Genomic DNA, 24,541 nt, shown 5'->3' with positions numbered 1-24,541 from the left:
CATGATCGTTCCCATCAGTGGGGCTGGGCGAGGAAGAAGGACGCGGCCACCGCCAGCAGCGAGAGCAGGAACGACCCCGCCAGCAGCTCGGGCACTCGGAACAGGCGCAGCTTGGCCAGGAACACCTCGCCCGCCGCGAGCAGCAGCCCGAGCAGCGCCACCTTGACCGCGAAGGCCGCAACGCCCCCGAGCAGTGCGAGGGGCGCGGCGCTCGTCGCGATGCCCCACGGGACGAACAGGTTCGCCAGCAGCCCCAGGAACACGGTCAGCCGCATCGCCGACGCCCACTCGATCAGGGCCAGGTCCCGCCCGGAGTACTCCAGGATCATCGCCTCGTGCACCATCGTCAGCTCCAGGTGCGTGGCGGGGTTGTCCACCGGCAGCCGGCCGGTCTCGGCGATGATCACCACCGCGAGGGCGACCGCCGCCAGCAGGCTGACCGGCGAGATCACCCGCGCCGGGTCGTGCAAGGTCGAGGTGACGATCGCGCCCAGGTTGGTGGAGCCGACGCGCACCGACAACGCGAAGATCGACACCAGCAGCGTCGGCTCGACGAGCGCGATGATGGTCATCTCCCGGCTCGCGCCCATGCCGCCGAACGCGGTGCCGGTGTCCAGTCCCGCCAGCGCCAGCACGACGGTGCCCAGCGCGAGCAGGGCGACCACCGCGAACAGGTCCGCGACGGGATCCACCGCGGAGGCGGTCGTCACGAACGGGACCACGATCGCGACGACCGCGGTCGTGGACACCAGCAGCACCGGCGCGATGCGGAACACCTCGCTCGTGCCCCGAGGCGAGATCGACTCCTTGCGCAGCAGCTTGCGCAGGTCACGCCACGGTTGACCGATCCCAGCACCGGCCCGCCCCTCCAGGCGGGCCCGGACCTGGCGCATCGCGCCGACCAGGAGGGGCGATCCCGCGACGACGAGCGCGCACTGCAGGACCCCGCCGATCACTCCCAGCGCGTTCATCGGATCACCACCAGGAGGATCAGCAGGCCGCACACGGTGCAGAAGCCGTAGCCGAGGTAGCGGTGCACGCTGCCGTTGGCCAACCGGCGTGCCGCGCCGCCCCAGGCGGCGAACGACCGCAGAACCGGTTCGTAGAGCCGCCGTTCGAGGCGATCGGGCACGCGCTGGCGGTACTCCACGGCTTGCACGAGGTAGCTCGACTCCTGGTGGTGGGTGACGTCGATGTCGCGTTCCGGCTGCACCACGTCGTCGAAGACCCGTTGCAGCGGCTCGGCGAACGACGTCGCCGTGTACTCCGTGCGGGAGGACATCGGTCCCGCGCCGCAGTCCCACAGCCGTGCGGCTCGCCGGGCGCGACGGGCTGCGACCGCGCGCACCGCCGCCACGACGGCGACGCTGACCACGAGCAGGGCGACGGCGAGCAGCAGGGGCGAGAGCACCCCCGCGATCCCGTTCAACCGCAGCACCACCAGGCCGCTCGCAGCGGGACCACCGGTCCCCAGAGTCGTGGTGCTCGCGGCACCGACGGCCGGCAGGACGACGCTCGGCACCAGTGCCAGGACGACGCAGGCGACCGCCGCGAACCCCATCCCTGCCAGCATGCTGACCGGGCTCTCGGTCGCGTTCGCCGCGGCGTCGCTGCGCGGCCGCGCCAGGAACCCGACTCCGAAGGCCTTGACGAAGGTCGCCACGGCCAGCCCGGCGGTCAGCGCCACGGCCGCGACCGCGACCGGCATCACGATCGCGGTCGCCGCGTCGGAGGCGGGCAAACCGTGGATCAGCGCTTGCAGCAACAGCCATTCGCTGACGAACGCGGTCCCCGGCGGCAACGCCGAGGCCGCCAGCGATCCGACCCCGAATCCCAAGGTGGTGACGGGCATTCCCGCTCGGAGTCCGCCCAGCACGTCGAGATCGCGGCTGCCGGTCGCGTGCAGCACCGATCCGGCGGCCAGGAAGAGCAAGGACTTGAACGCGGCGTGGTTGATCACGTGCAGCAGCGCGGCCGACAGCGCGACCCCCGCCAGAACGTCCTCGCCCGCGCCGGCGAAGAGGCCGGCCGCGCCGACCCCGACCAGCACGAGTCCCATGTTCTCGGTCGTCGAATTGCCCAGCAGGCGCTTCAGATCGCTGCTCATCGCGGCCTGCAGGATCCCGTAGACCGCCGAGAGCGCTCCGAGCACCAGGACCAGCAGCCACCACCACCGGGGACCGCCGCCGAGCAGGTCGAAACCGACCCTGGCGATGCCGTAGACGCCGAGGTTGACCATCGCCGCGGACATCAGCGCCGAGACGTGGCTCGGTGCCTCGGGATGCGCCCTCGGCAACCACGCGTGCAGCGGCAAGATCCCGGCCTTGGACGTGAATCCCACCAGTACCAGCACGAAGACCGTGCCGGACACCGACGGCGGCAGGGTCTCGGCGGCCGCGCGCAGGGCGGGGAACGAATCATCGGCGGAATGCGCCACCAGCACGAGCAATCCGATCAGGATCGCGACCGCGCCGAGGTGCGTCATCACCGCGTACCAGCGCCCGGCCACGGCCACGGACTCGCGGTGCTGATGCTCGGAGAGCACCAGCACCAACGAGGTCAGCGCCATCAGCTCCCAGCACACCAGGAACGCGCCCGCGCTGGCGGCGACCGGGACCAGGAGCATGGCCAGCACGAACAACGGCACCATCAGCTGCACCACCCGGCCGTCGAGGCCGTGGCGGGCGTAGCCGATCCCGTACACCGCGACCGCGATCGCGACACCGCCGGTGACCACGAGGAACAAGCCGCTCAGCGGGTCGGCGGTGAACGACGTGCCGAACAGCGGTAGCAGCGCCGGGATCTCGATCGCGAACGTCTGCCCGGCCAGGGCTCCCGCCCCGGCCACCGCACCGCCGATCCCGACGACGGCCGTGCCCGCACCGACCAGGACGGGACGCGGTCCGCGCGGAGTGATCAGCGCCAGGATCGCGCTCAGGGCACCCGCGGCCGCAGCGGCGCCGAGGCCTGCTCCGACGAGGTTCATCGACCGGTCAACTTCCGCAGGCCATCGACGATCTCCTCCGGCCGGGGCGGACAACCCGCGATCTCCACGTCCACCGGCACCACGTCCCGCACGGCGCCGGCGACCCCGTAGGCCTCGGCGAACACCCCGCAGTTGCGAGCGCAGTCACCCACGGCCACGACGAACTTCGGCTCCGGCAGCGCCTCGTAGGTCCGCCGCAGCGGCTCCGCCATGTTGCGGGTCACCGGTCCGGTCACCAGCAGCGCGTCCGCATGACGAGGTGACGCGACCAGGCGAGCGCCGTAGCGCTCGGCGTCGTGCACGGGACCGAACGCGGACCCGATCTCGACCTCGCAGCCGTTGCACGATCCGGCGTCCACGTGCCGGATCTGCACCGAGCCACCGAGTTCCGCAGCCAGGGCCGGCTCGTCGCTCCGCGGCGGCGCGGGTTCGGCGACCCGCCCGGTCCGGCGGATCTTGCGCCACAGGTTCAACACGGGGTGCTCCCACTTCCTCGTCCGAGGGAAGCGGTCATCCCGCCGCGCCGCAGGACCCCGGTGCGACGGGATGACCGCAGCTCACGCGCTCGTCGACTCGCCAGGACTGCGCAGGTCGTTGAGCAGCTCGGCCTGGCCGGTGAGCACCCTGGTCAGGATCGTGCGCGCGACGGTCAGCAGTTCCGCCACGTGCGGGCTGGTCAGCGAGTAGTAGACGGCGGACCCCTCCTTGCGCGTGGTCACCAGTCCGGCTCGGCGCAGCACCGCCAGCTGCTGCGAGAGGTTCGCCGATTCGATCCCGACTTCGGGGAGCATTTCGGAGACGGCGTGCTCGCGATCGCTCAGCAGCTCCAGGACTCGAATCCGCGCAGGATGTCCCAGTGTTTTGAAGAACTCCGCCTTCAGCTGATACAGCGGCGTGCTCATCCGGCTCCCTCCGAGGAACGCTCGATGCGGGTGCGCAACCGCGCACGGCCACGCCGCTCACCTGAACACAACAGGTCAGCAATTGCAAACATTAGCAATTGCTCAGTTCACGAATCCAACAGCCCGTCGAGCTCCTCGTGATCCGCTACGCCTGCACCGCGTACAGGGATACGGGCTCGGACTTTCCCTTCAGCTCCAAGTCCGGCCGCTCGCCGAGCTCGATCTCGAGGTCGGCGACCAGCTCGCGGGTGCGCTGGGAGATCAGGATCGTGTCGCCGGTCCGCCGGGTCGCGGCCTCGATCCGCGCGGCCACGTTCACCGGGTCACCGATGACGGAGAACTCGAAACGCCCCGCACCACCGACGTTGCCCGCCACGACGGTTCCGGTGTTGACCCCGATCCCGACCGACAGACCACCGCCGAACTCCTCCCGCACGGCCGCCGCGATCGCCAGCGCCGCCAGCACCGCCCGCCTCGGGTGGTCGGCGACGCGCCGGGGCGCGCCGAACACCGCCAGCAGCCCGTCACCGACGAACTTGTCCACGTGACCGCCGTGCTCCCGGATCACCGGCACGGCTCGCTCGAAGAGCCGGTTGATCGTGCCGACGATCTCGGTCGCGGAGATGGTCTCGGAGAGCCCGGTGAAGTCGCGGATGTCGATGAACATGATCGACACCTCCACCTCTTCGCCGGAGAGATCCGTTCCTTCCCGGAGGATGTGGTCGGCGATGGCCGGATCGACGTAGGTGCCGAACGCGGACCGGATCTGCTCCCGTTCGGCCAATCCCTCGACCATCTCGTTGAAACCGGATTGCAGCCGCCCGATCTCGGTGCCGTCGTACACGGGGATCCGGATGTCGAAACGTCCCCTCCGCACCTCGGCCAGGGCGACCGCGACACCGCTGATCGGGTCCGCCGTCGCCCGAGCCGCCAGGTACACGGTGAGCATGCCGATCACCAGCGCCGTGCCGGCCAGCGCCACCATCGCCACGGCCAGCTGGGTGTCGGTCACCTGCGAGGGGGCCAAGGTCCGCAGCCCCAGCATGAACAACCCCGCCATCGGCACGCAGCTGCCCAGCGCCCACGCCAGGACGCTGCGCACCGCCACACCCCGACCGACCCGCAGGTCGTTCGGGTCGACCCCGGTGAGCAGCCGCGCCGCGACGGGCCGGAGCAGCCGCTCGATCAGCAGGTAGGCGCACGCGGCCGTGGTCACGCCGGTGAGGACCACGATGACGCCCACCCACGCGCCGCGTTCGACGTCACGACTCGCCTCGAAGACGGCGAACACGACGGCGCCACCGATCCACAGCCACACCTGCAGCCAGAACACGCGCAACGGCAGCCGCAGCACCCCCGCCCGCAGCCGGTCGGTGGCCGGACCGCCGGAGGCGAGCCACCGGTTGAGCCCCCGCTGCCCCCGGATCCCCGCGACGACGCCGATCAGCGCCGCGAGCAGCAGGTACGCGGCCGCAGCCAGGATGTAGAAGCCGTTGGGCAGCTTGCCGTTCGGCGGCAGCGGGATAACCACGAGGTTGAGCGCGAGGACCACCACGGTCCCGATCAGGTTCGCCAGCACCACCACCGCGGCGACGACGACTCGCGTCAAGTCCGCGAGCACCCTCCCGTCGGCGTCCTCCAACCGGACGTCGGCCTTCAGGAACGAGGGGAGGTACCGCACGAGCACGCGGGCAGGAGTCACGCGCGCCACGGTAATCGAGCGCGGCCGCACGATGTCGGGCACAGCGCGGTCCCGCCCCAGCGGAGCGCGGAACGAATACCCGGTCATCGCCTGGGCCGGGCTCGCGGGCGCCGAACCGACGTGGTTCGGCGCCCGCTGCCGGGACCGGTCTCAGAAGAGGTCCGGGACCTTCCAGCCGTCGAGGTCGTACTCGTCGAGGAACTCCTCGGCCAGGCCCTTCATCTGGTCGACGCCACCGCGGTTCTGCGCGGCGAACAGCAGCTCGGCCTTCACGTTCTCGTGGTTGCCCGAGTAGTTGCGCTCGTAGAGCTCGTGCCTCCCGCCGAACTCGGATCCGATCGCGTCCCACAGCGCCTTCATCACCTTGACCCGGTCGACCGCGGTGATGCCGTGCGAACCGCGGACGTACTTGTCGAGGTACGGCCGGACGTCGGGGCTCTGGAAGTCCGCCGCGCCGGAGGGAAGGTAGATCAGGCCCGAGGCGACGTCCTGCTCGATGATCTCCTTGATCCGCGGGTAGCCGTGGATCATGAACATCCGGTAGGTCAGCCCGTACTCCAGCTTGGGGATCACGGCGTCGCCCACCCACGGCTCGGGATCGCGCGCCATCGATTCGGTGAGCGACCAGAACAGGTTTCGCCACCCGATGACCTCACCGACCCGCGTCTGCACCCCGCGGAAACCGCCGGAACCGGTCGCGTCGAGCGCCTTCATCAGGAGACCGGCGATGAAGTCGAGCTTGACCGCCAGCCGGGTGCAGCCCTGGAAGGTGAACCGGGGCAGGAATCCCGACTGCGGGAAGAACGAGTTGACCCGGTCCACGTCGCCGTACATGAAGACGTTCTCCCAGGGCACCAGCACGTTGTCGAAGACGAAGATCGTGTCGTTCTCGTCCATGCGGCTCGACAGCGGGTAGTCGAACGGCGTGCCGTTGCGAGCGGCCTGCTCGGTGTAGGAAGGACGGCAGATCAGCTTGATGCCCGGAGCGTCCATCGGCACCGTGCAGATCAGCGCGAACTGCTTCTTGCGGATCGGCAGGCCGTAGTGGGCGATGAAGTTGTAGTTGGTGATCGCCGACCCGGTGGCGACCACCTTGGCGCCCGAGACGACCAGCCCGGCGTCGGTCTCCTTCTCCACCTTCATGTAGACGTCGCCCACCTCGTCCGGCGGCAGCTGCCGATCCACCGGCGGGTTGATGATCGCGTGGTTCCAGTAGAGGACCTTCTCCTGCGACTCCCGGTACCAGCGCTCGGCGTTGGCCTGGAACGGCGCGTAGAGCTCCTTGTTGGCGTGCAGCGTGCCCAGGAAGCTCGCCTTGTAGTCGGGGCTGCGGCCCATCCAGCCCCAGGTGAGACGTGCCCACTGGGCGATCGCGTCGCGCTCCTTGATCAGGTCGGCCGACGACGTCGGGGTCTTGAAGAACGGCATCGTCGTGCCGCCGTTGCCGGTGTCGGTCGGCACGGTGAGGGTGTCGACGTGCGGCCCGGTGTGCATCGCGTCGTAGAGGCGCGCGGTCATGCGCACGGGGTTGCGGAAAGCGGGGTGCTCGGTGACGTCCTCGACCCGCTCGCCGTGGAGGTAGATCTCCCTGCCGTCGCGCAGGCTCTCGATGTACTCGTCACCCGTCATCGGCCGTGAAGCGAAGTTCTTCTGCTGGTTGGCAGGGGCGTCCGCAGCCGGGTTGGTCGTGGGAGCGCTCGTCGCGGACTCCTCGGTCGCGGAGTCCAGGGTGTCGGTCATCTGCTTCTCCTTCGATCTCAGTGGGGGTGTTCTCAGCGGCTCGGCGCGGGCTCGAACCGGGCGGTCTCGTCGAACCAGCCGGCGTGCGGGTCGTCCTGGCAGCCGAGCCAGACGGTGTCGGACGTGCGCAGGCCGAGGTGGTGGAAGGCGCTGTCGTGGAACAGCAGCGGAGTGCGCTCGCTCGTCCGGACCTCGACGCACTCGCCGAGGAACAGCACGTGGTCGCCTCCGTCGTCGGCGCGCCACGGGTCGCAGACGACGGTCGCGGCGGTGCCTGACAGCGCGGGCACTCCCCCGCTGTCGATCCACGGGAGCGGATCGGTCCCCGGGCGTCCCGCGAAGTGCATGGCCACGTCGACCTGGTCGGCGGCCAGCACGTTGACCGCGAACGCCGCTCCCTCCAGGTGCCCGGTCGCCTTGGCCTTGCGCGTCAACGCGACCTGCACCAGCGGCGGATCGAGCGAGATCGGGGTGAAGGCCGTGACCGTCGCGCCGTGGTACCGCCCGTCCTGCGTGCGGCAGGTGATCACGGTGACTCCGGTCGCGAAGCGGCCGAAGGCCGATCGCAGGGTGCGCGGATCCATGTGCTGCTCCTTTGCAGAGTCAAGACCTGCGGTGATGCGGTGTTCGGTGACAGTAGGAGCGCGCGAGAGGCCTGGCGATCCACTCGGCGAAAGCACCAGCCGGATTGCGAACCGGAGGGCTTTTCAGCGTTACGTGGGACACGTCTGGCCGCGTACGATCGGCCAATCGCGAAGGAGTGCCATGGGACGTGCGGGAGCGCTGACGGCCTCGGGCGAGGAGCTGGACGGCTTCTCCGCCTCGGTGGCGCGCGCCTACTTCCCGCACGCGCTGGCGGTCAAGACCCGGGCGTCCGGCCCTGCTGAGCTGCGAGCAGTCGACCTCGGACCGCTCCGGCTGGCGCGCATCGGCTGGGGCTCGGAGGTCGCGGTCGAATCGGACCACCCCGGTGCCTGGGCGGTGAACGTGCCGCGCAGCGGGATCCTCGAAGCACAGGTCGGCGGCAGGCACGTCCTCTCGCTCGACGGGCAGGCGACGGTGTGCCCGCCGGACCAGCCGACCCGGATGACGCGCTGGTCGGCTGACTGCTCCATCGTCGGGATGCGCGTCGACCGCGACTACCTGGCCGAGGAGGTCGCCTCCCTCGTCGGCCTGCCCGTCGACCGCCTCCCCGCCCAGCTGGACCTGCGTTCCGGCGGGGGCCGGACCTGGATGGCGCTGCTGACCTCCATCGGGACCGAAGCGCTGGCCGACCCGGAGCTGGCGAGCGATCCGCGCGTGTGCCGCAGGCTGGCGGGCACGCTGTCCGCCGCGTTCGTCACCGCCTGCTTCCCGGAGGCGACGGCGCACGGCGAGATGCGGCCTCGGATCGTGTCCCGGGTGGTCGAGGCGATGGAGGCCGACCCGGCGCACGAGTGGACGGCGTCAGAACTGGCGCGCACGGCAGGCGTCGGCATCCGACGGCTCCAGCAGGGCTTCCGCCGCTACCTGGGTCGCACCCCGACGCAGGAGCTCACCGCGATCCGGCTGCGCCGAGTGCACGCGGACCTGCTCAGCGGACAGGCCGAGACCGTCGCCGACGCGGCCCACAGCTGGGGCTTCACCCACCTCGGCCGCTTCGCAGCCGAATACCGCCGCACCTACGGCACAACCCCCTCCCACACCCTCCGCTGCCCATAGGGCCACGCACCAGGTCCCAGTTTTAGTCATAACTGAGCCGACATTTCGGACATGATCATGGCTCGGTTTGGACTAAAACTGGGATGCTCCAGCGCTGATCGCTGCCGGGCCGCTTCGGCGGAGGTCCGGGGGCATGAAAGACGAAACGGGCGGTGCGTTCGCTGATCCGCGAACTGCACCGCCCGGTCGTTCTGTGGAGCTGAGGGGAATCGAACCCCTGACCTTCTCGATGCGAACGAGACGCGCTACCAACTGCGCTACAGCCCCTCACCGGAGTTTCAAGCCCTCCGGCTTTGTTGTGTGGAAAGCTTAGCAAGCCCCGGAGCGAGGTCCTGCGACACCCCCCTCTTCGCGAAGATCACTCACCCGCTGCCCTGCGGTAGGGCTCCCAGGTGCGCTCGTCGAGCTCGTCGAACATCGGGTCCTCGTCGTCGATCTCGACGCGGACGCCGGGGACGACCGGGCGGATGTCGGCGGCGCGGTCCTCGGCGGAGATGGGCTGGGGCCGGCGGTCGGTCTCGACCCTGCGGTCGGCCTCGACCTCCTCCTCGTAGTCCTCGACGAACTCGCCGAGCTCGTCGAACTCCGGGTCACCGACGTAGTCGTAGTCCTCGTCGAGGTCGTCGTGCCGGTAGTCGACGCGCTCGTCGAAGTCGGCCTCGTCCTCCTCGGCCTCCACCAGCTCGCGCTCGCCGTTGACGCGGGCGAGGCGGCGGGCCCGGATGTCCTCCTCGATTCGGACCTGGCGGCGCAGGTAGGTGAGGTACCCGACCAGCGACAGGTCGACGGCGACGTGCCCCCACCACAGGACCGTCCACGCGAGACCTGCGAGCAGTCCGGTGGTCAGCGCGAGAAGCAGCATCGTGAGGACGATGCGCTGCCTGCGGGCGTACTTGGCGCGCGCGACGAGCGCAGCGGCCTCGGGGTCGTAGCCACCCCGGCCCGGCCGGTAGCGGCGACCGGCCCGGACGTCCTCGCCGTTGACGGGCTGCCAGTCCTCGTCGTACTCCTCGAAGGTCTCGTCCACGTCCTGCTCGTCCACGTCCAGCCCGGGTTCAGGCATCCCGACCTCCACCCTGTCGGTTGTCGCGGCTCCGGGCCTCGCCGGTCGCCGATCACTACCGCGTCGCACGACTCGGGCGGCGAGCGCGGAATCGGTGGTCTTGGACACTTCCTGCCGGCGGCGGGCGAACATCGGCACCAGAACGACCAACCAGGCCGCCGCCAGCGCAGCGAAGATCAACGAACTGGGCATTCCTCGCCACCTCCCCCTGGCCACCGGCAGTTACACATCTGCGATCGCCACGCTAGTCACATCAGTCACTCGTGTCCCGCAGCCACGCCGCGCAACAGTTGCGCCATCGACTACAGAACCGCACGAACAGAGCAGTCGCGAGCAACATCGACACCGGCGTGTCGGCTTCCGCACCGCTGAATGCCCTCATTCGGGCGACCATTCGGCCCAATTCGCGCAACTCGACCGCAGGTCAGCCGTGACGGTGTGCGATCGATCTCAACGAGGGAAGCGCGTGGCGCCACCGGAGCGGATCAGGCGGGTCACCGCGCCGTCCGGGACTTCCTCGGTGGTCATCGCGTAGACGTAGTGGTCCCGCCACGCCCCCGCGACGTCTAGGTAGCGGTGGAACAGCCCCTCGCGGCGGAAACCCGACTTCTCCAGCACGCGGATGCTGCGCTCGTTCTCCGGGCGGACCGTGGCCTCCAGCCGGTGCAGCCCGACCGGGCCGAAGCAGTGGTCGACCGCCAGGGCAACGGCGGCCGGCGCCACTCCCCCGCCCGCCAGCCTGCTCGCCACCCAGTAGCCCACCCAGGCCGAGCGCAGCGCGCCGCGAACGACGTTGCCGACGGTCAGCTGCCCGGCGAAATCGCCGTCCACCGTGATCGCGAAGGGCAGCGCCTGACCCCGGCGCGCCATGCCGCGCAGGGCCGCCCACTGAGCGGGCCACGCGGCCGGGGCGTTGCGCTCCCGCCAGCCGCCGAGCGCGGTCGGTTCCCATTTCTGCAGGTACTCGCGGTCCTGCAGGCGGGTCCGGCTCCAGAGCCCGGCATCGCGCAGGCGCGGCGGGCGCAGCGCGATCGTGCCGCGCGAGGTCTGCAACGGTCCGAGGCGCGCCGGCCAGCCGGGGTGGCGACCGATCGGGAACCCATCAGCGTCTGTGGGCTGCATCCGCGCTCACGAACGCTGCGAGAGGAACCGCACCTGCACGTCCTCGCCCGCCGCGACCTCCGTGACGTCCTCTTCCACGACGATCAGGCAGTTCGCCTCGGCCAGCGAGGCGAGCAGGTGGGAACCGGAGGTGCCCAGCGGCTGCACCAGGTAGGAACCGTTCTTGGGATCCCGCAGCAACTGCCCGCGCAGGTAGCCGCGCCGGCCCTTGGTCGCGGTGATCGGCGAGAGCAGTTCGGCGGACACGCTGCGGCGGTGCGGGTTCTCCTTGCCCAGCGCCGACCGGATCAGCGGGCGGACGAACACCTCGAAGACCACCAGCGCGCTGACCGGGTTACCGGGCACGACGAACGTCGGGATCTCGTCCGGACCGAGCCGGCCGAAGCTCTGCACCGAACCCGGCTGCATCGCGACCCGGTCGTCGTCGAGGGAGCCGAGGTCGGCCAGCGCCGAGCGCACGTCACCACCGGCGCTGCCGCCGACGTCACCGGCGATCACCACGATCTCCGAGAGCAGCAACCGTCCTTCGACCACCTCGCGCAGCCGTCGCGGCTCGTTGCTGGCGATGCCGACGCGGGTGACCTCGGCTCCGGCGTCGCGCGCGGCGGCCGCCAGCGCGTAGGAGTTGACGTCGTAGACCTGTCCCTGCCCGGGCGTGCGGTCGACGTCGACCAGCTCATCCCCCAGCGAGATGATCGAGACCCGGGGACGCGGGTGCACCAGCACCTTGTCGCGCCCCACGGCGGCCAGCAGCCCGACCTGGGCGGAGCCGATGGGTGCTCCGCGCCGCACGGCGATGTCGCCGGTCTGGACGTCCTCGCCGGTCCGGCGGACGAACGCCGCCGAGGGCACCGGCTGCTGGACAGTGATCTTGGCCGGTTGCTCGTCGGTGTAGCCCAGCGGCACGACGGCGTCGGCGAGGGTCGGCAGCGGAGCGCCCGTGGCGACCCGCACCGCCTGCCCCGGCTGCAGCCTGCGCGGCTGCCGCGAACCCGCCGGGATCTCACCGACCACCGGCAGCACGATGGTCTCCTCGGCCGCGGTCTGCACGTCGACGCTGCGCACCGCGTAGCCGTCGACGGCCGCCTGGTCGAATCCGGGCAACGCCCGTTCGGCCACGACCTCTTCCGCGCACAGCAACCCCTGCGCTTCGGAGATCGCCACTCGAACCGGGGCGGGCCGGACGGCGGCCGTGAGCACCCGCGCCAGCTGCTCGTCCACTGACCTCATGGCTGTCGCCTCTTCCCCGCTCCTCACCGGTGCCGGGGTCGGCCTACCCGGCGCTCGGCATCAGCTTCTGTCGATCCGCTCGGCGAGCCAGTCCCGCAGGTCCGGCCCGTACTCGGGATCCGCTAGCGCGAAGTCCACCGCAGCTTTCAGGAAACCGCCAGGATTTCCCAAGTCGTGTCGCCCACCGTGATGGACCACGACGTGGACCGGGTGTCCCTCGGAGATCAGCAACGCTACGGCATCCGTGAGCTGAAGTTCGCCACCCGCTCCGGGCTCGATGCGGCGCAGGGCGTCGAAAATGGCGCGGTCCAGCAGGTATCGGCCGGCAGCGGCCAACGTCGACGGCGCGTCGGCCGCGGCGGGCTTCTCGACCATGCCGCGCACGATCTTGACGTCGTCGGCATCGGTGTCGCTGACGTCGAAGACGCCGTAGGAGGAGATCTTCTCCCTGGGCACGTCGAAGGCGCACAGGACGCTTCCGCCGTAGCGGGCCCGGACCTCGGCCATCCGGCTCAGCACTCCGGTCGGCAGCACGAGGTCGTCGGGCAGCAGGACGGCGACCGCGTCATCGTCGTCGGCGAGCGAGGCTTCGGCGCAGCCCACCGCGTGGCCGAGCCCGAGCGCCTTCTCCTGCAGCGCGGTCTCCGCTTCGATCAGCTCGGAGGCGCGGTGCACCTTGGCGAGCAGGTCGTCCTTGCCGCGGTCCTTGAGGGTCTGCTCGAGCTCGGGGCTCGGCTGGAAGTAGTCGGCGACCGCGCCCTTGTCGGGCGAGGTGACGATGATCAAGCGCTGCGCCCCGGCCTCCGCGGCCTCCGCGGCCACCAGCTCGATCCCGGGGGTGTCCACGACCGGGAGCAACTCCTTGGGCACCGCTTTCGTCGTGGGCAGGAACCTGGTTCCCAGGCCTGCCGCCGGCACGATGGCGGTCCGGAACGCGTTCGGCGTGCTCGTCGGGCTGCTCATGACGCCGCAGCTTATCGGTCAAACCTACAGTGAACCCGTGAGCTCACTGGATGAATTCTGTACGTCGAAAGCGGAATGGCGAAGCCGTCTGCTGCTCCAGCGCGACGAGCTGGACCGATCCGCTCGCCAGGCCGATGACCAGGTGCTTCTGCCGATCCTGCTGGACTGGTTGGCGCAGCGGGAGCTGAGCGTGGTGGCCGCCTACGTGCCGGTCGGCCCGGAACCGGGTGCCGGCCTGCCCTCGGCCCTGCGCGAGGCGGGTCTGCGGGTGCTGCTCCCGATCGTGTCCGGCCGCAACCCGCTCGAGTGGGCCGAGTACACCGGTCCGGACTCGCTCCGCCCGGCCGGGTTCGGGCTGCTGGAGCCCGCGGGGGAACGCTTGGGGCCTGCGGGGATCGCGCAGGCGGAGGTCGTCCTGGTTCCCGCGCTGGCCATCGATCACCAGGGCGTCCGCCTCGGGCGGGGCGCGGGTTACTACGACCGGTCGCTGCCGTTTCGCGATCCGGCGGCGGAGACGCTGGGAATCGTGCGGGACCCGGAATTCGTGCCCTCGCTGCCCGGGGAGGACCACGACGTGCGGATGACCAGCGTCGTCACGCCCTCCCGCGGGGTGGTGCGGCTGCCCGTGTGACGTACGACTGTTTGCACTGGACACCGGTTGTCTAGCATTATCGGGTTAGCACTCCCGTAGTTTGAGTGCCAAGCCCAGATTTCGGAGGTTCGCGGCCGTGCCCACATATCAGTACGCCTGCACCGAATGTGACCATCGATTCGAGCAGGTGCAGTCGTTCAGCGAGGACTCGCTGACCGAGTGCCCGCAGTGCACCGGCCGGCTCCGCAAGCTGTTCAACGCCGTCGGCATCGTGTTCAAGGGCAGCGGCTTCTACCGCACCGACAACCGGTCCTCCTCGTCGAGCTCGTCCGGCTCGTCGAGCTCCACGGAGTCCGGCTCGTCGTCGAACACCTCCTCGGGGTCGTCCTCGTCGGAGTCGTCCTCCGGCTCGGCCTCGTCGGGATCGTCCTCCTCGGGCTCGTCGTCGAGCAGCACCACCGCCGCGGCTTCCTGATTCACCGACACTTCAGCCGCCGGTCACTCGAATGTGGCCGGCGGCTTTGTCGTATGCGGGAAAAGTCCAAGTTCGTCGGCGCAGCGTGATCAATAATTGCGTCGGCCGAACCGTCGGAGTGAGCCGAGTTGTCCACAGGCACGGGGTTCTTCCACAGATTCGCCCTCGCCCATTCCTCAGCACCCGAGACGTCTCTAGCTTCGTACGCATCCGATCTCTCCGAGGCACGAGAGGACGACCATGCGCGCTGACTCCGGGCTCGATCCCACTCCGCTCGACCGGCTCCACGGCCTGCTCCGCAGCAGGCGCGGCGCGCTCTGGCTTCGCCGGATCGTGGCTGCGGCCCTCCTGCTGGTGGCCTTGCTCCTGGCCGTCAGCGAAGAACGCTCCGTTGTGGAAATCGCCACAGCCTTCACCCGAACAGGGCAGGGCTGAGCACCAGCAATTACTTTCTGGTGTTCGGTTACCGTTACGCTGCCATCCGCTGCCTGAGCCCGCGCCCGATCAGCGGCGAATGCGGAGCGGGCCCCGATCCGGCAAATCCGGACTCGCGTTCTTCGAAAGGAGTGCCAACGTGCTCAAGGGTTTCAAAGACTTCCTGATGCGCGGCAACATCATCGACCTCGCCGTCGCGGTGGTCGTCGGTAGTGCCTTCACCGCCCTGGTCACCGCCTTCACCACCAGCATCATCAAGCCGCTCATCGCGGCCACCGGTGGCGGGAACGTCACCGGCCTGAGCATCGAGGTCATCGCCGGCAACAAGGCTTCGACGATCGACTTCGCCGCGGTGATCAACGCCGTGATCACGTTCTTCATCACCGCGGCCGTCGTCTACTTCTTGTTCGTCGTTCCGATGAACAAGATCTCCGAGCGCCGCAAGAAGGGCAAGGAAGACGGTCAGTCCGAGCCCACCGACGTGGAGCTGCTGCTGGAGATCCGCAACCTGCTGCGCGCCGAGCAGGGCCTGCCGCGCATCGAGGGCCTGGCCACCGAGGAAGAGGCCACCACGGGCACCGGCAACGGCAACGCCGCTTCGCGCAACTGACGCCTGGAGGCCGCTCTGCGCGGTAGTGCGGGAGGCGGAACCTGAGACGGGAGCGAGCCGAGTTCCTAGCCGACGTCGTGGTGCGGAGGCCGGTTCTCGCGGTACCAGCTGTCGCGGGTGCTCGCCGAGGTCGTGTCCGGACGGTCGTCGGAGGTCGTCTCCGGGAGCACGTCTCCGAAGATCTCGGCGAGCCTGCGCCGCTTCTCCCGCTCGGCCTTCTCCTGGGGCGATTCGCTGCTCACCGGTCCATCTTGCCTCGATCGCCGCGAGGCCCGCACTGATCGGCCTCACCGAGTGTGAAATCGGTTACAGTGAGTGGGTGTCTCGCCGTCGCGGGAGACAGCGACGCAGGGAGGCTGCGATGAGTTTCTTGGACAAGGCCAAAGAGCTGGCCGACCAGGCCAAGGGCAAGGCCGGGGAGTTCGCCGAGAAGGCGGGCCCCGGCGCGGCCAAAGGGCTCGACGCCGCCAAGTCGAGCCTGGACAAGGCCACCGGCGGCAAGTACCACGATCAGATCGAGTCGGTGAGCGGCAAGGTCGAGGGCGTGCTCAAGCGCGACTCCGCGAACGGGGACTCCGCCAAGGACGACACGGCGGGGCCCGACTCCCAGGGCCGACAGGACAAGGGCCCGGACGACACCGGCTCGAAGCCCGGCTGATCACCTCGGCGCAGAAAGAGCGGTGGCGACTCCAGTTCGGAGGCGCCACCGCTCTTCTCGTTCCGGCTCAGGGGGTGTCGAGCCCCGAGAGCTGCTCGATCACGTGGGCCACCAGCGGCGTGAGGGTCGCCATGCCGTCGCGGACCGACGCCCGCGAACCCGACAGGTTCACCACGAGAGTGCTGCCGGAGACCCCGACGAGACCGCGCGACACCCCGGCGTCGACCGCACCCGCGGCCAGCCCGGAGGCGCGGAGCGCTTCCGCGATTCCCGGGATCGGTCGGTCCAGCACACCGGCGGTCGCGTCCGGGGTGACGTCCCGGGGCGACACTCCGGTGCCGCCGACCGTGATCACCACGTCGACGCCACCGATCACCGCGGTGTTCAGCGCGTTGCGGATGTCCACCGTTTCACCGGCCACCGCGACGGTTCCGTCGACGATGAATCCGGCCTCTTCCAGCAACTCGGTCACCAGCGGACCGATGTTGTCTTCCTGCTCGCCCTGGGCGACCCGGTCGTCCACCACGACCACCAGGGCCCGCCCCAGCCGCTGCGCGCTGCGTTCCATGCCGGTAACCGTAGTGCCAAGGTCGGGTTCGGTCAGTTCAAAGGAGTCGGTGAGCTCCACCAATTTCGGCGCGATCCCGGTCACGGTGCTCGTTTCGTCCGACATGTTCCTCCCCAGCCCCTTCCTTCGGTCGTCGAACTGCGCGCTCCGATCACCGCGAGCTCCCCGGCTCCGTCCGGCGAGGACGCCGCAGCGCTGAGCACTGTGGACACGTCGGCCGGCCCCGCGGCGCAGGAAGGGGGCAATTGCCCGCGGGGACACGGCCGACGCGATCTGGGGTCAGCCCCGCTGACCGGTGAGCGTCACGTCGACCGTGCGCTCCCCGCCGGGGCCTGCGAGCGTCACCCGGACCCGCTCACCCGGGTTGTGCGAGCGGACGGCGGCGACCAGGGCGTCCGGGTCGAGGATGGCCCGGTCGTCGAACTTGGTGATCACATCGCCGGTCTGGATCCCGCCCTGCTGGGCGGGGCCGTTCGGCGTGACGTCGCGGACCTGCGCACCGGGCTGACCAGGTGAGCCGGTGATCGTCACCCCGAGCGTGGTCTGGGTGGCCGCGCCGGTGTCCTTGAGCTCCCCTGCGATGCGGCGAGCCTGGTCGATCGGGATCGCGAAGCCCAGTCCCACCGAGCCGGCCTGCTCCTGGCCGTTGCCGGGGCTGTAGATCGCGGAGTTGATGCCGACCACGCGGCCGTCCATGTCCACCAGCGGGCCACCGGAGTTGCCGGGGTTGATCGCGGCGTCCGTCTGCAGCGCGTTGAGCACCGTGTCCTGGCTGCCCGACTCGCCGCCGGCTCGGACCGGGCGGTCCTTGGCGCTGACGATGCCGCTGGTCACCGTGCCCGACAGGCCGAACGGCGAGCCGATGGCCACGACCTGCGAGCCGACCGGGAGGTCGTCGCTGCGGCCGAGCTCGGCCGGGATCAGCCCGGTGATGTCGGCCTTGACCACCGCCAGGTCGGACTTCGGGTCGGTGCCCACGACGCGCACCGGCGCGGTGCGGTTGTCGTGGAAGAGCGCGGTCAGACGCCCTCCCTGGCCCCCTTCGGCGACATGGTTGTTGGTGAGGATGAGGCCGTCGCTGCTGAGCACGATGCCCGATCCCTCACCTGCGCCTTGAGCGCTGGAGATCTGGATCTGCACGACGCTCGGCAGGACCTTGTCCGCGACCTGCTGGATCGAGCCCTGCGGCGCGGTGCTGGCGCTGCGAGCCGGCTTGGACTCGTCGAGCGCGCTGGCCCCGGTGCCGCTGCTGTCGCCGCTGAGCTGGTAGCCGACGAATCCGCCGACACCGCCGCCGACGAGGCCGCAGACCAGCGCGAGCACGGCCACACCGGCGGCCAGTCCCCTACCGGGCTTCCTCTGCTGTTGCTGCGGCGGCTGGCCCGACGCGTAGCCGGGCCAGGGCTGCTGCCCGAACTGCTGGGTCTGGTGCGGCTGCTGGTGCATTCCGTACGGGTGCTGCTGCGCTCCGTACTGCCCGGCGCCCTGGCCCGGCTGGGCGGGCTGGGAGGGCTGGCTCGACGACCCCTGCTGGGGGGTCTGCTGCTGAGATGGCACCCCGGATGGAGGGGTGTCGCCTTCTCCGCTCGTCTTCGGCTCGTCCGGCTTGTCACCGAATTCCGGGGTGTGTTCGGTCATGGCTCCCACTGTGCTCCGGGCATCTGAGAAGTGCCTGAGATCTGACTGTGGGCACGCATGATAAGTCCCATGATCGTCGTCACCCACCCCGACGAAAAAGACAAACGCACCGCTATCGCGTCGGTGCGGGCAGCGAGCACGCCAGCGCGGACCGCGCCACCTCGGTGAGCGCGTCGAGGTCCATCCCGGTCCGGCCGAGCGCGACGACCCCGAGCTGGGCGGCGAGGACCGCGCGAGCGATCTCGCCGGCGTCGGCATCGGGGTCGACGTCACCTTCGCGCTGGGCGCGCTCGACGGCCGCGGCGAGGGTCGCGGTGATCGCCTCGTAGGTGCGACGGGCCTCGGCCGCGACGTCCGGTCTGCTGTTGGCGAGCTCGGCGGTGCTGTTGGCCAGCAGGCAGCCGCGGCGCGCTGCGGCCCCGGTCCGGTCGTCGGCCACGCCGAGCACGAACTCGCGCACGAACTCGACCGCTCGCGGCGCCGACTCCTGACGTTCGCCCAGGCTCAGCAGGTTCGCGTCGTCGTAGTCGCGCAGGACCCGCAGGAAGAGGCTGCACTTGTCGCCGAAGGCCCCGTAGAGGCTGCCCTTGCCGAGCCCGCTCGCGCGCAGCAGATCGTCCATCGACGTCGCCGCGTAGCCCTTGTCCCAGAACTCCTCGCGGACGGCGAGGAGCACCTGGCTTTCGTCGAATTCCCGAGGTCGAGGCACTCCTCAACCGTAGGAGTTCTGGACCCGGCAGGCCATAACCGGGCCCGGATTATTGACCGTACGGTCCATATTCGGCATAGTTGTGGACCGTACGGTCCATAAAAACGAGGAGGTGGGCGGCATGGCCGTCCTGACGGACAAGGTCGCGGTGGTCACCGGGGGAAGCAGCGGCATCGGGCTCGCGATCGCGCGGGCCTTCCGCGACGAGGGCGCGACGGTGTTCATCACCGGCCGCCGCAAGAAGGCGCTCGACGCGGCCGTCGCCGAGCTCGGCGAGGACGTGACCGCCGTGGTCTGCGACTCCTCCGTCACGGCCGACCTCGACGCGCTCTACGAGACCGTCCGCGAGCAGGCCGGCCACCTCGACGTCGTGGTCGCCAACGCGGGCATCGGCACGTCGATCCCGTTCGGCGAGGTCGCGGAAGAGCAGGTCGACGAGCTGTTCGCCACCAACGTCAAGGGGACGATCTTCACCATCCAGAAGGCGCTGCCGCTGCTCCGGCCGGGGGCCTCACTCATCTTGACCGGCTCGATCGCCGCGACGCGCCCCCAGCAAGACCTCGAGGTCTACGGCGCAACCAAGGCCGCGGTGCGCAGCCTGGCCCGAGGCTGGGCCCACAGCTCGCGCGAGCACGGGTTCCGCGTCAACGTGCTCGCGCCCGGCATGGTCCCGACCCCGGGCCTGCACGACCTGGTCCCGTCGGAGATCCAGGAGCAGAGCAAGCAGATGATCCCGCTCGGGCGGCACGGCACACCCGAGGAGATCGCCGCGGCCGCCACGTTCCTCGCCTCGGACGCCTCCAGCTACGTCAACGGCTCCGAACTGGCCGTAGACGGCGGCACCGCCCAGATCTGATCACCGCAACCCCAACACGCAGCACCCGTTCCCCCCGATCAGGGCACGTCCCAGTTTTAGTCCAAACTGAGCCGACATTTCGGACATGATCATGGCTCGGTTTGGACTAAAACTGGGACCGTGTGAGCCGAGCACCACCGCGACCCTCGCTCGGGAGCTCGGGAGCTCGGGAGGGCCTGGGGTTCAGCGGAGGCGGGAGGCGATCTGCTCCGGGGTGGCGTCGTTGATCCAGACGCCCATGCCGGATTCCGAACCTGCGAGGTACTTGAGCTTGTCCGCGCTGCGCAGGACCGAGAACAGCTCCAGGTGCAGCCACGACAGGTCACGACCGGTGTTCACCGGCGCCTGGTGCCAGGCGGCGATGTAGGGCAGCGGTTTGCCGTAGAGCCGGTCGAGACGCCCGAGCACGTCCAGGTAGGTCGTGGCGAAGTCATCTCGCTCGGCCTCGGTGAGCGCCGGGATGTCGGGGACCTGGCGGTGCGACACGATCTGGACCTCGACGGGCCAGCGGGCGGCGGCCGGGACGAACGCCGTCCAGTGCTCGGAGTCCACGAGAACCCTGTCGCCGCTCGCGCGCTCGGCCGCCAGCACGTCGCCCATGACGTGCGTGCCGTGCTCGGAGCGGTACTGCTCCGCGACCCGCAGCATGGTCTCGGTCTTGGGCGTGACGAACGGGTAGCCGTAGATCTGCCCGTGCGGGTGGTGCAGCGTCACGCCGATCTCCTCGCCCCGGTTCTCGAAGCAGAAGACCTGCTCGACGCCCGGGGTTTCGTTGAGCGCGGCGGTGCGATCGGCCCAGACGTCGACGACGCCGCGGACCCGTTCCGCGCTCAGCGCGCCGAAGGAGGAGTTGTGGTCGGAGGTGAAGCAGACGACCTCGCAGCGCCCTCGCGCGGGCGCGGCGGGCACCATCGACATCCCGTCCACAGTGGTCGGTTCGCCGGGAATGCCTTGCGCGAAGGACGGGAACTGGTTCTCGAAGACGACGATGTCGTAGTCGGGTTCGGGGATCTCGCTGGGACGCCCGGGAGAGCTCGGGCACAGCGGGCACATCGCGGCCGGCGGCTTGTAGGTGCGCGACTGCCGGTGCGCGGCGATGGCCACCCACTCCCCGGTCAGCGGATCGCGCCGCATCTCCGACGCCGGCGCCTGGGGCGGCAGCTCGCGAGCGTCCTCCGCGGTGCGCTCGGGCCCCGGTTCGGCGTCGAAGTAGATGATCTCCCGGCCGTCGGCCAAGCGGCGCGCGGTGCGCTTCACTCTTCCTCCTCGGTTGGCTGCTGATCGGCCAGCAGCAGCTCGACGTGCTCTTCGAGCAGTTCGCGCGCGTCGAGGGGCAGCCCCTGGTCGCTGATCAGCAGGTCGACCTCGTCGAAGTCGACGATCGTGGAGATGCCGACGGTGGACCACTTGGCGCTGTCGGCGACCACCACCAACCGGCCCGCGGCCTCGGCGAAGGCCCGGTTGGTCTCGCTCTCGTTGAGGTTCGGCGTGGTGAATCCCGCGCGCGGGGCCATCCCGTGCACGCCGAGGAACACCAGGTCCAGGTGCAGCGAGCGCAGCGACTGCACGGCGACGGGTCCGACGAGCGCGTCGGACGGGGTGCGCACCCCGCCGGTGAGCACCACGGTCCGGTCGACGCGGCCGCGCTGCTGCAGCGCGTCGGCGACGCGGACCGAGTTGGTGACGATGGTCAGGTCCGGGATGTCGTCGAGCTGGCGCGCGAGCGTCCACGTCGTGGTCCCGGCCGAGAGCCCGATCGCGGTGCCGGGCTGGATCTGGTCGGCGGCCAGCTTGGCGATGGCTTCCTTCTCGGTGAGTTGCCGGACGGACTTGGCTTCGAATCCGGGTTCGTCGGTGCTGGTGCCGATCGTGGAGGTCGCGCCGCCGTAGACCTTCTCGACGAGACCTCTGCGGGCGAGGGCGTCGAGGTCGCGGCGGATCGTCATGTCCGACACGCCGAGCCGTTGCACCAGGTCCCCGACCTGCACGGCTCCGGTGCGCCGCACCTCGTCGAGGATCACTTCCTGGCGTTGTCGTGCGAGCACGTCCACCCCCTGGCCGGGTGCCAGCTTTCCGTCATCAAGTCAACAAAAAACAACAATACCTGACGGATTACCGGCCGGACAGCCGGGGAGTAGTGGGGTCAGCTGTTCATTGCTGTTCGTTTTGCTGAGAGTCGCCGGGCAGCGTCATGCGCAGCAGCGCACCGCCTTCCGGTGCCTGCGCGGCCAGCACGGACCCGCCGTGGCGCTCGGCGACCTGCTTGACGATCGACAGGCCCAACCCCGATCCGGGCAGCGTGCGCGCGTGCGACGAGCGGTAGAAGCGCTCGAAGACGTGGGGCCGGTCCCCTTCGGCGATGCCCGGCCCGCCGTCGGCGACCTCCAGCGCGGCCAGCCCGGTGCCCTCCTCCGGGCGGAGGTCGACGCGCACGTGGACGCCGTCCGGGCTCCACTTCGCGGCGTTGTCGAGCAGGTTCAGCACCGCCCGCTCCAGGGCCGTCGCGTCGCCCATCATGACCCACCGGTTCAGGTGCACGTCGAACTCCGTGCGCGGGGCGCGACGCCGGGCCCGGCTCAGCGCCCGTTCGACGACCTCGACCAGGTCCACCGACTCGTGCACGGCCTGCGGGGTGTCCTCGCGGGCGAGCTCCACCAGGTCGCCGACCAGCGCGGACAGCTCCTCCACCTGCGCCTGGACGTCGGAGAACATCTCCTGGCGGTCCTGCTCGGAGAGCGTCGGCGCGTCGGGACGGGCGGCGGCGAGCAGCAATTCCAGGTTGGTGCGCAGCGAGGTCAGCGGAGTCCGCAGCTCATGACCGGCGTCGGCGACCAGGCGCCGCTGCCGCTCCTGGGATTCGGCCAGCGCGCTGAGCATCCCGTTGAAGCTCGTGGTCAGCCTCGCCAGTTCGTCGTCCCCGCTGACCGGGATCGGACGCAGGTCGCCCGTCAGCGCGACCCGCTCGGCGGCGGCCGTCAGCCGCTGCACCGGGCGCAGACCGGCCCTGGCCACCGCGGTTCCCGCGGCGGCGGCGAGCAGGATGCCGGCGCCACCCATCACCACGAGAACCACGCTGAGCTGCGCCAACGTGCGCTGGGTGGGTTGCAACGAGGTCGACATGACCAGTGCCGCGTTGCGCGTGGGCACCGCGACGACGCGGCTGTTGCTCGCCTTGTCGGTGCGCAGCGACCGCTGCGCCTCGCCCTTGGCCACCGACAGCTCCAGCACGCTCATCGGCGGCCGCTCCTCGGGGCCGAACACCGTGCCGTCGGCGGAGAGCACGTTGATCTTGAAGTTGGTCGCGACGAAGAACGCGACCGGCACCTGCTGCAGGTCGGCGGTGCGCACCAGCGGTCCCTCGGCGGCCTCCACCGCGCGTTCGGTGAGGCTCTCGTCGAGCTGCTGGTACAGGCTGTCCCGCACGGTCACGAACGCTCCGACCGACACCAGCGCGACCGCACCCGCGACGCACATCGCGGCCAGCCAGGTGACGCGGTTGCGCAGCGACACCTTCTGCAGCCTGCTCGGCGGAGGCGGGTCGTCCACCTCCGGTGGCGGAGGCGCGGGGACGGCCATCGGATTGCCCATCACGGTGGCGTCTCTCGCAGCACGTAGCCGACACCGCGCACGGTGTGGATCAACCGGGCCTCGCCCTCCGCCTCGGTCTTGCGGCGCAGGTAACCGATGTAGACCTCGAGGGCGTTGCCGGAGGTCGGGAAGTCGTAACCCCACACGTCCTCGAGCAGCCTGCTGCGGGTGAGCACCTGCTTCGGGTGCGCCATCAGCAGCTCCAGCAGGGCGAACTCGGTGCGGGTGAGGCTGATCGAGCGCTCGCCGCGGCGGACCTCGCGCGTGCCGGGGTCCAGCTCCAGATCGGCGAACCGCAGCGCGGCGGGGTGCCCGTCCGCGCCGTCCTCCACCGGGGTCGCGCGGCGCAGCAGGGCGCGCAGCCTGGCCAGCAGCTCCTCCAGCGCGAAGGGCTTGGGCAGGTAGTCGTCGGCGCCGGCGTCGAGCCCCGCGACCCGGTCGGACACCGCATCGCGGGCGGTGAGCACCAGGATCGGCAGATCATCACCGGTGCTGCGCAGCCTCCGGGCGACCTCCAGGCCGTCCAGGCGGGGCATCATGACGTCGAGGACCATGGCGTCCGGGCGGCTGTCGGCCAGCTGGTCCAGTGCTTGTTGACCGTCCGCGGCGAGTTCCACCTGGTAGCCGTTGAACTGCAGAGACCTTCGCAGCGACTCCCGCACGGCACGATCGTCGTCGACGACGAGGATGCGCATGCGGACAGTGTTACCCGTTGCCCTGAGAACGACCTGAGAACCCCCACACCCTCGCGCGTCGAGGTGACGGCGGTCTCCGCCACGGCGCGCGTCGATCACTCCGAGTGGCGACGCGCGCCGGGCGGGTTCACCTCTCCTGGAAGTGCCGGATCAACGCGCGCGGCACCAGCTTCCGCTCCCCGTCCACCACGATCGGCACCAGTTCCGGCGCCTGCGCCTTCCACTGCGACCTGCGGTGACGGGTGTTGGCGCGGGACTTCTTGCGCTTGGGGACTGCCATGTCGGGATCCTCTCGGTCGGTCGTGCGA

27 protein-coding genes and 1 tRNA gene are annotated in these 24,541 nt (G+C 70.2%); 7 read left to right on the top strand and 21 right to left on the bottom strand.

The genetic code is table 11. From position 1 onward, the window contains the following. Window positions 1-14: 14 nt before the first annotated feature. The 7 genes from FHU35_RS28150 to FHU35_RS28120 all read right to left on the bottom strand — a co-directional run bounded on the left by FHU35_RS28150 (window position 15) and on the right by FHU35_RS28120 (window position 7,914). Window positions 15-971: a respiratory chain complex I subunit 1 family protein gene (locus FHU35_RS28150; protein WP_145745252.1), complete on the bottom strand. Its 957-nt coding sequence runs from the start codon at window positions 969-971 to the stop codon at window positions 15-17. Further along, window positions 968-2,986, bottom strand: coding sequence for a proton-conducting transporter transmembrane domain-containing protein (locus FHU35_RS28145; protein ID WP_145745250.1), 2,019 nt, complete (start codon window positions 2,984-2,986; stop codon window positions 968-970). Before FHU35_RS28145 ends, FHU35_RS28150 begins: the two co-directional genes overlap by 4 nt. Next, window positions 2,983-3,462, bottom strand: coding sequence for an NADH-quinone oxidoreductase subunit B family protein (locus tag FHU35_RS28140; RefSeq protein WP_222429510.1), 480 nt, complete (start codon window positions 3,460-3,462; stop codon window positions 2,983-2,985). Before FHU35_RS28140 ends, FHU35_RS28145 begins: the two co-directional genes overlap by 4 nt. Before the next feature lie 81 nt (window positions 3,463-3,543). Further along, a complete protein-coding gene (locus tag FHU35_RS28135) occupies window positions 3,544-3,888 on the bottom strand; it encodes an ArsR/SmtB family transcription factor (protein WP_145745248.1) in 345 nt (114 codons plus the stop codon). A 145-nt stretch (window positions 3,889-4,033) separates the two neighbouring features. Continuing rightward, complete coding sequence (locus tag FHU35_RS28130; RefSeq protein ID WP_145745245.1) at window positions 4,034-5,590, bottom strand: adenylate/guanylate cyclase domain-containing protein; 1,557 nt, start codon at window positions 5,588-5,590, stop codon at window positions 4,034-4,036. A 150-nt stretch (window positions 5,591-5,740) separates the two neighbouring features. Beyond that, a complete protein-coding gene (locus FHU35_RS28125; RefSeq protein WP_246110630.1) occupies window positions 5,741-7,219 on the bottom strand; it encodes a 4-hydroxyphenylacetate 3-hydroxylase family protein in 1,479 nt (492 codons plus the stop codon). A 143-nt stretch (window positions 7,220-7,362) separates the two neighbouring features. After that, window positions 7,363-7,914 (bottom strand): flavin reductase family protein, encoded by a 552-nt coding sequence (locus tag FHU35_RS28120; protein WP_145745241.1) that lies wholly within the window; start codon window positions 7,912-7,914, stop codon window positions 7,363-7,365. A gap of 181 nt (window positions 7,915-8,095) precedes the next feature. Here FHU35_RS28120 and FHU35_RS28115 point away from each other — a divergent pair, with 181 nt between their 5' ends. Then, window positions 8,096-9,031 (top strand): AraC family transcriptional regulator, encoded by a 936-nt coding sequence (locus FHU35_RS28115; protein ID WP_145745240.1) that lies wholly within the window; start codon window positions 8,096-8,098, stop codon window positions 9,029-9,031. 194 nt (window positions 9,032-9,225) lie between these two features. On the opposite strand, the gene FHU35_RS28110 is transcribed toward FHU35_RS28115, so the two are convergent. The 5 genes from FHU35_RS28110 to FHU35_RS28090 all read right to left on the bottom strand — a co-directional run bounded on the left by FHU35_RS28110 (window position 9,226) and on the right by FHU35_RS28090 (window position 13,409). Then, window positions 9,226-9,298: transfer RNA gene (locus FHU35_RS28110), tRNA-Ala, on the bottom strand. Window positions 9,299-9,389: 91 nt separating this feature from the next. Continuing rightward, window positions 9,390-10,286, bottom strand: coding sequence for a gephyrin-like molybdotransferase receptor GlpR (locus tag FHU35_RS28105; protein WP_145745238.1), 897 nt, complete (start codon window positions 10,284-10,286; stop codon window positions 9,390-9,392). 258 nt (window positions 10,287-10,544) lie between these two features. After that, window positions 10,545-11,216, bottom strand: coding sequence for a GNAT family N-acetyltransferase (locus tag FHU35_RS28100; RefSeq protein WP_145745236.1), 672 nt, complete (start codon window positions 11,214-11,216; stop codon window positions 10,545-10,547). 6 nt (window positions 11,217-11,222) lie between these two features. Continuing rightward, window positions 11,223-12,446, bottom strand: coding sequence for a molybdotransferase-like divisome protein Glp (glp, locus tag FHU35_RS28095; protein ID WP_145745234.1), 1,224 nt, complete (start codon window positions 12,444-12,446; stop codon window positions 11,223-11,225). A 60-nt stretch (window positions 12,447-12,506) separates the two neighbouring features. Next, the gene (locus FHU35_RS28090) at window positions 12,507-13,409 is read right to left on the bottom strand and encodes a UTP--glucose-1-phosphate uridylyltransferase (RefSeq protein WP_145745232.1); all 903 of its coding nucleotides are present in this window, start codon (window positions 13,407-13,409) and stop codon (window positions 12,507-12,509) included. 37 nt (window positions 13,410-13,446) lie between these two features. Here FHU35_RS28090 and FHU35_RS28085 point away from each other — a divergent pair, with 37 nt between their 5' ends. The 4 genes from FHU35_RS28085 (at window position 13,447) to mscL (ending at window position 15,521) form a co-directional block, all read left to right on the top strand. Beyond that, window positions 13,447-14,040: a 5-formyltetrahydrofolate cyclo-ligase gene (locus FHU35_RS28085; protein ID WP_246110622.1), complete on the top strand. Its 594-nt coding sequence runs from the start codon at window positions 13,447-13,449 to the stop codon at window positions 14,038-14,040. A gap of 97 nt (window positions 14,041-14,137) precedes the next feature. Then, window positions 14,138-14,476 carry an FmdB family zinc ribbon protein gene (locus FHU35_RS28080; protein WP_145745228.1) on the top strand — a complete coding sequence of 113 codons (339 nt, stop codon included), beginning with the start codon at window positions 14,138-14,140 and terminating at the stop codon, window positions 14,474-14,476. Between the two features lie 240 nt (window positions 14,477-14,716). Then, window positions 14,717-14,911, top strand: a complete 195-nt coding sequence (locus FHU35_RS28075; protein ID WP_145745225.1) for a hypothetical protein — start codon at window positions 14,717-14,719, stop codon at window positions 14,909-14,911. A 139-nt stretch (window positions 14,912-15,050) separates the two neighbouring features. Beyond that, window positions 15,051-15,521 carry a large conductance mechanosensitive channel protein MscL gene (gene mscL / locus FHU35_RS28070; protein WP_145745223.1) on the top strand — a complete coding sequence of 157 codons (471 nt, stop codon included), beginning with the start codon at window positions 15,051-15,053 and terminating at the stop codon, window positions 15,519-15,521. Between the two features lie 65 nt (window positions 15,522-15,586). Here mscL and FHU35_RS29490 read toward each other — a convergent pair whose 3' ends face one another. Next, window positions 15,587-15,763, bottom strand: coding sequence for a hypothetical protein (locus tag FHU35_RS29490; protein ID WP_186459653.1), 177 nt, complete (start codon window positions 15,761-15,763; stop codon window positions 15,587-15,589). A 119-nt stretch (window positions 15,764-15,882) separates the two neighbouring features. Between FHU35_RS29490 and FHU35_RS28065 the strand changes: the two genes are divergently transcribed. Then, entirely contained in the window at window positions 15,883-16,179 is a 297-nt protein-coding gene (locus FHU35_RS28065) for an antitoxin (RefSeq protein WP_145745221.1), read from the top strand. 67 nt (window positions 16,180-16,246) lie between these two features. Here the strand turns inward: FHU35_RS28065 and FHU35_RS28060 are convergent, their stop codons facing one another. The 3 genes from FHU35_RS28060 to FHU35_RS28050 form a co-directional block, all read right to left on the bottom strand. Further along, window positions 16,247-16,747, bottom strand: a complete 501-nt coding sequence (locus tag FHU35_RS28060; RefSeq protein WP_132619691.1) for a MogA/MoaB family molybdenum cofactor biosynthesis protein — start codon at window positions 16,745-16,747, stop codon at window positions 16,247-16,249. A gap of 279 nt (window positions 16,748-17,026) precedes the next feature. Beyond that, window positions 17,027-18,385 (bottom strand): S1C family serine protease, encoded by a 1,359-nt coding sequence (locus tag FHU35_RS28055; protein ID WP_246110621.1) that lies wholly within the window; start codon window positions 18,383-18,385, stop codon window positions 17,027-17,029. A gap of 112 nt (window positions 18,386-18,497) precedes the next feature. Beyond that, window positions 18,498-19,094, bottom strand: a complete 597-nt coding sequence (locus FHU35_RS28050; RefSeq protein WP_222429509.1) for a TetR/AcrR family transcriptional regulator — start codon at window positions 19,092-19,094, stop codon at window positions 18,498-18,500. A 121-nt stretch (window positions 19,095-19,215) separates the two neighbouring features. Between FHU35_RS28050 and FHU35_RS28045 the strand changes: the two genes are divergently transcribed. After that, window positions 19,216-19,950 (top strand): SDR family NAD(P)-dependent oxidoreductase, encoded by a 735-nt coding sequence (locus FHU35_RS28045; RefSeq protein ID WP_145745219.1) that lies wholly within the window; start codon window positions 19,216-19,218, stop codon window positions 19,948-19,950. Between the two features lie 183 nt (window positions 19,951-20,133). Here FHU35_RS28045 and galT read toward each other — a convergent pair whose 3' ends face one another. The 5 genes from galT to rpmF form a co-directional block, all read right to left on the bottom strand. Beyond that, window positions 20,134-21,207, bottom strand: a complete 1,074-nt coding sequence (gene galT, locus FHU35_RS28040) for a galactose-1-phosphate uridylyltransferase (protein ID WP_145745217.1) — start codon at window positions 21,205-21,207, stop codon at window positions 20,134-20,136. Then, window positions 21,204-21,995 (bottom strand): DeoR/GlpR family DNA-binding transcription regulator, encoded by a 792-nt coding sequence (locus FHU35_RS28035; protein WP_145745215.1) that lies wholly within the window; start codon window positions 21,993-21,995, stop codon window positions 21,204-21,206. The genes galT and FHU35_RS28035 overlap by 4 nt, the downstream gene beginning before the upstream one ends. Before the next feature lie 106 nt (window positions 21,996-22,101). Continuing rightward, window positions 22,102-23,526: a sensor histidine kinase gene (locus FHU35_RS28030; RefSeq protein ID WP_145745425.1), complete on the bottom strand. Its 1,425-nt coding sequence runs from the start codon at window positions 23,524-23,526 to the stop codon at window positions 22,102-22,104. A gap of 11 nt (window positions 23,527-23,537) precedes the next feature. After that, window positions 23,538-24,233, bottom strand: a complete 696-nt coding sequence (locus FHU35_RS28025; RefSeq protein ID WP_145745213.1) for a response regulator transcription factor — start codon at window positions 24,231-24,233, stop codon at window positions 23,538-23,540. Window positions 24,234-24,360: 127 nt separating this feature from the next. After that, a complete protein-coding gene (gene rpmF, locus FHU35_RS28020) occupies window positions 24,361-24,513 on the bottom strand; it encodes a 50S ribosomal protein L32 (RefSeq protein ID WP_145745212.1) in 153 nt (50 codons plus the stop codon). Between the last annotated feature and the right edge of the window lie 28 nt (window positions 24,514-24,541).

This window comes from Saccharopolyspora dendranthemae (assembly GCF_007829955.1).
In the GTDB taxonomy this organism is placed as follows: domain Bacteria; phylum Actinomycetota; class Actinomycetes; order Mycobacteriales; family Pseudonocardiaceae; genus Saccharopolyspora; species Saccharopolyspora dendranthemae.
The sequence above is the reverse complement of the archived record's forward strand: the minus strand, read 5'-3'. Positions and strand labels throughout refer to the sequence as shown.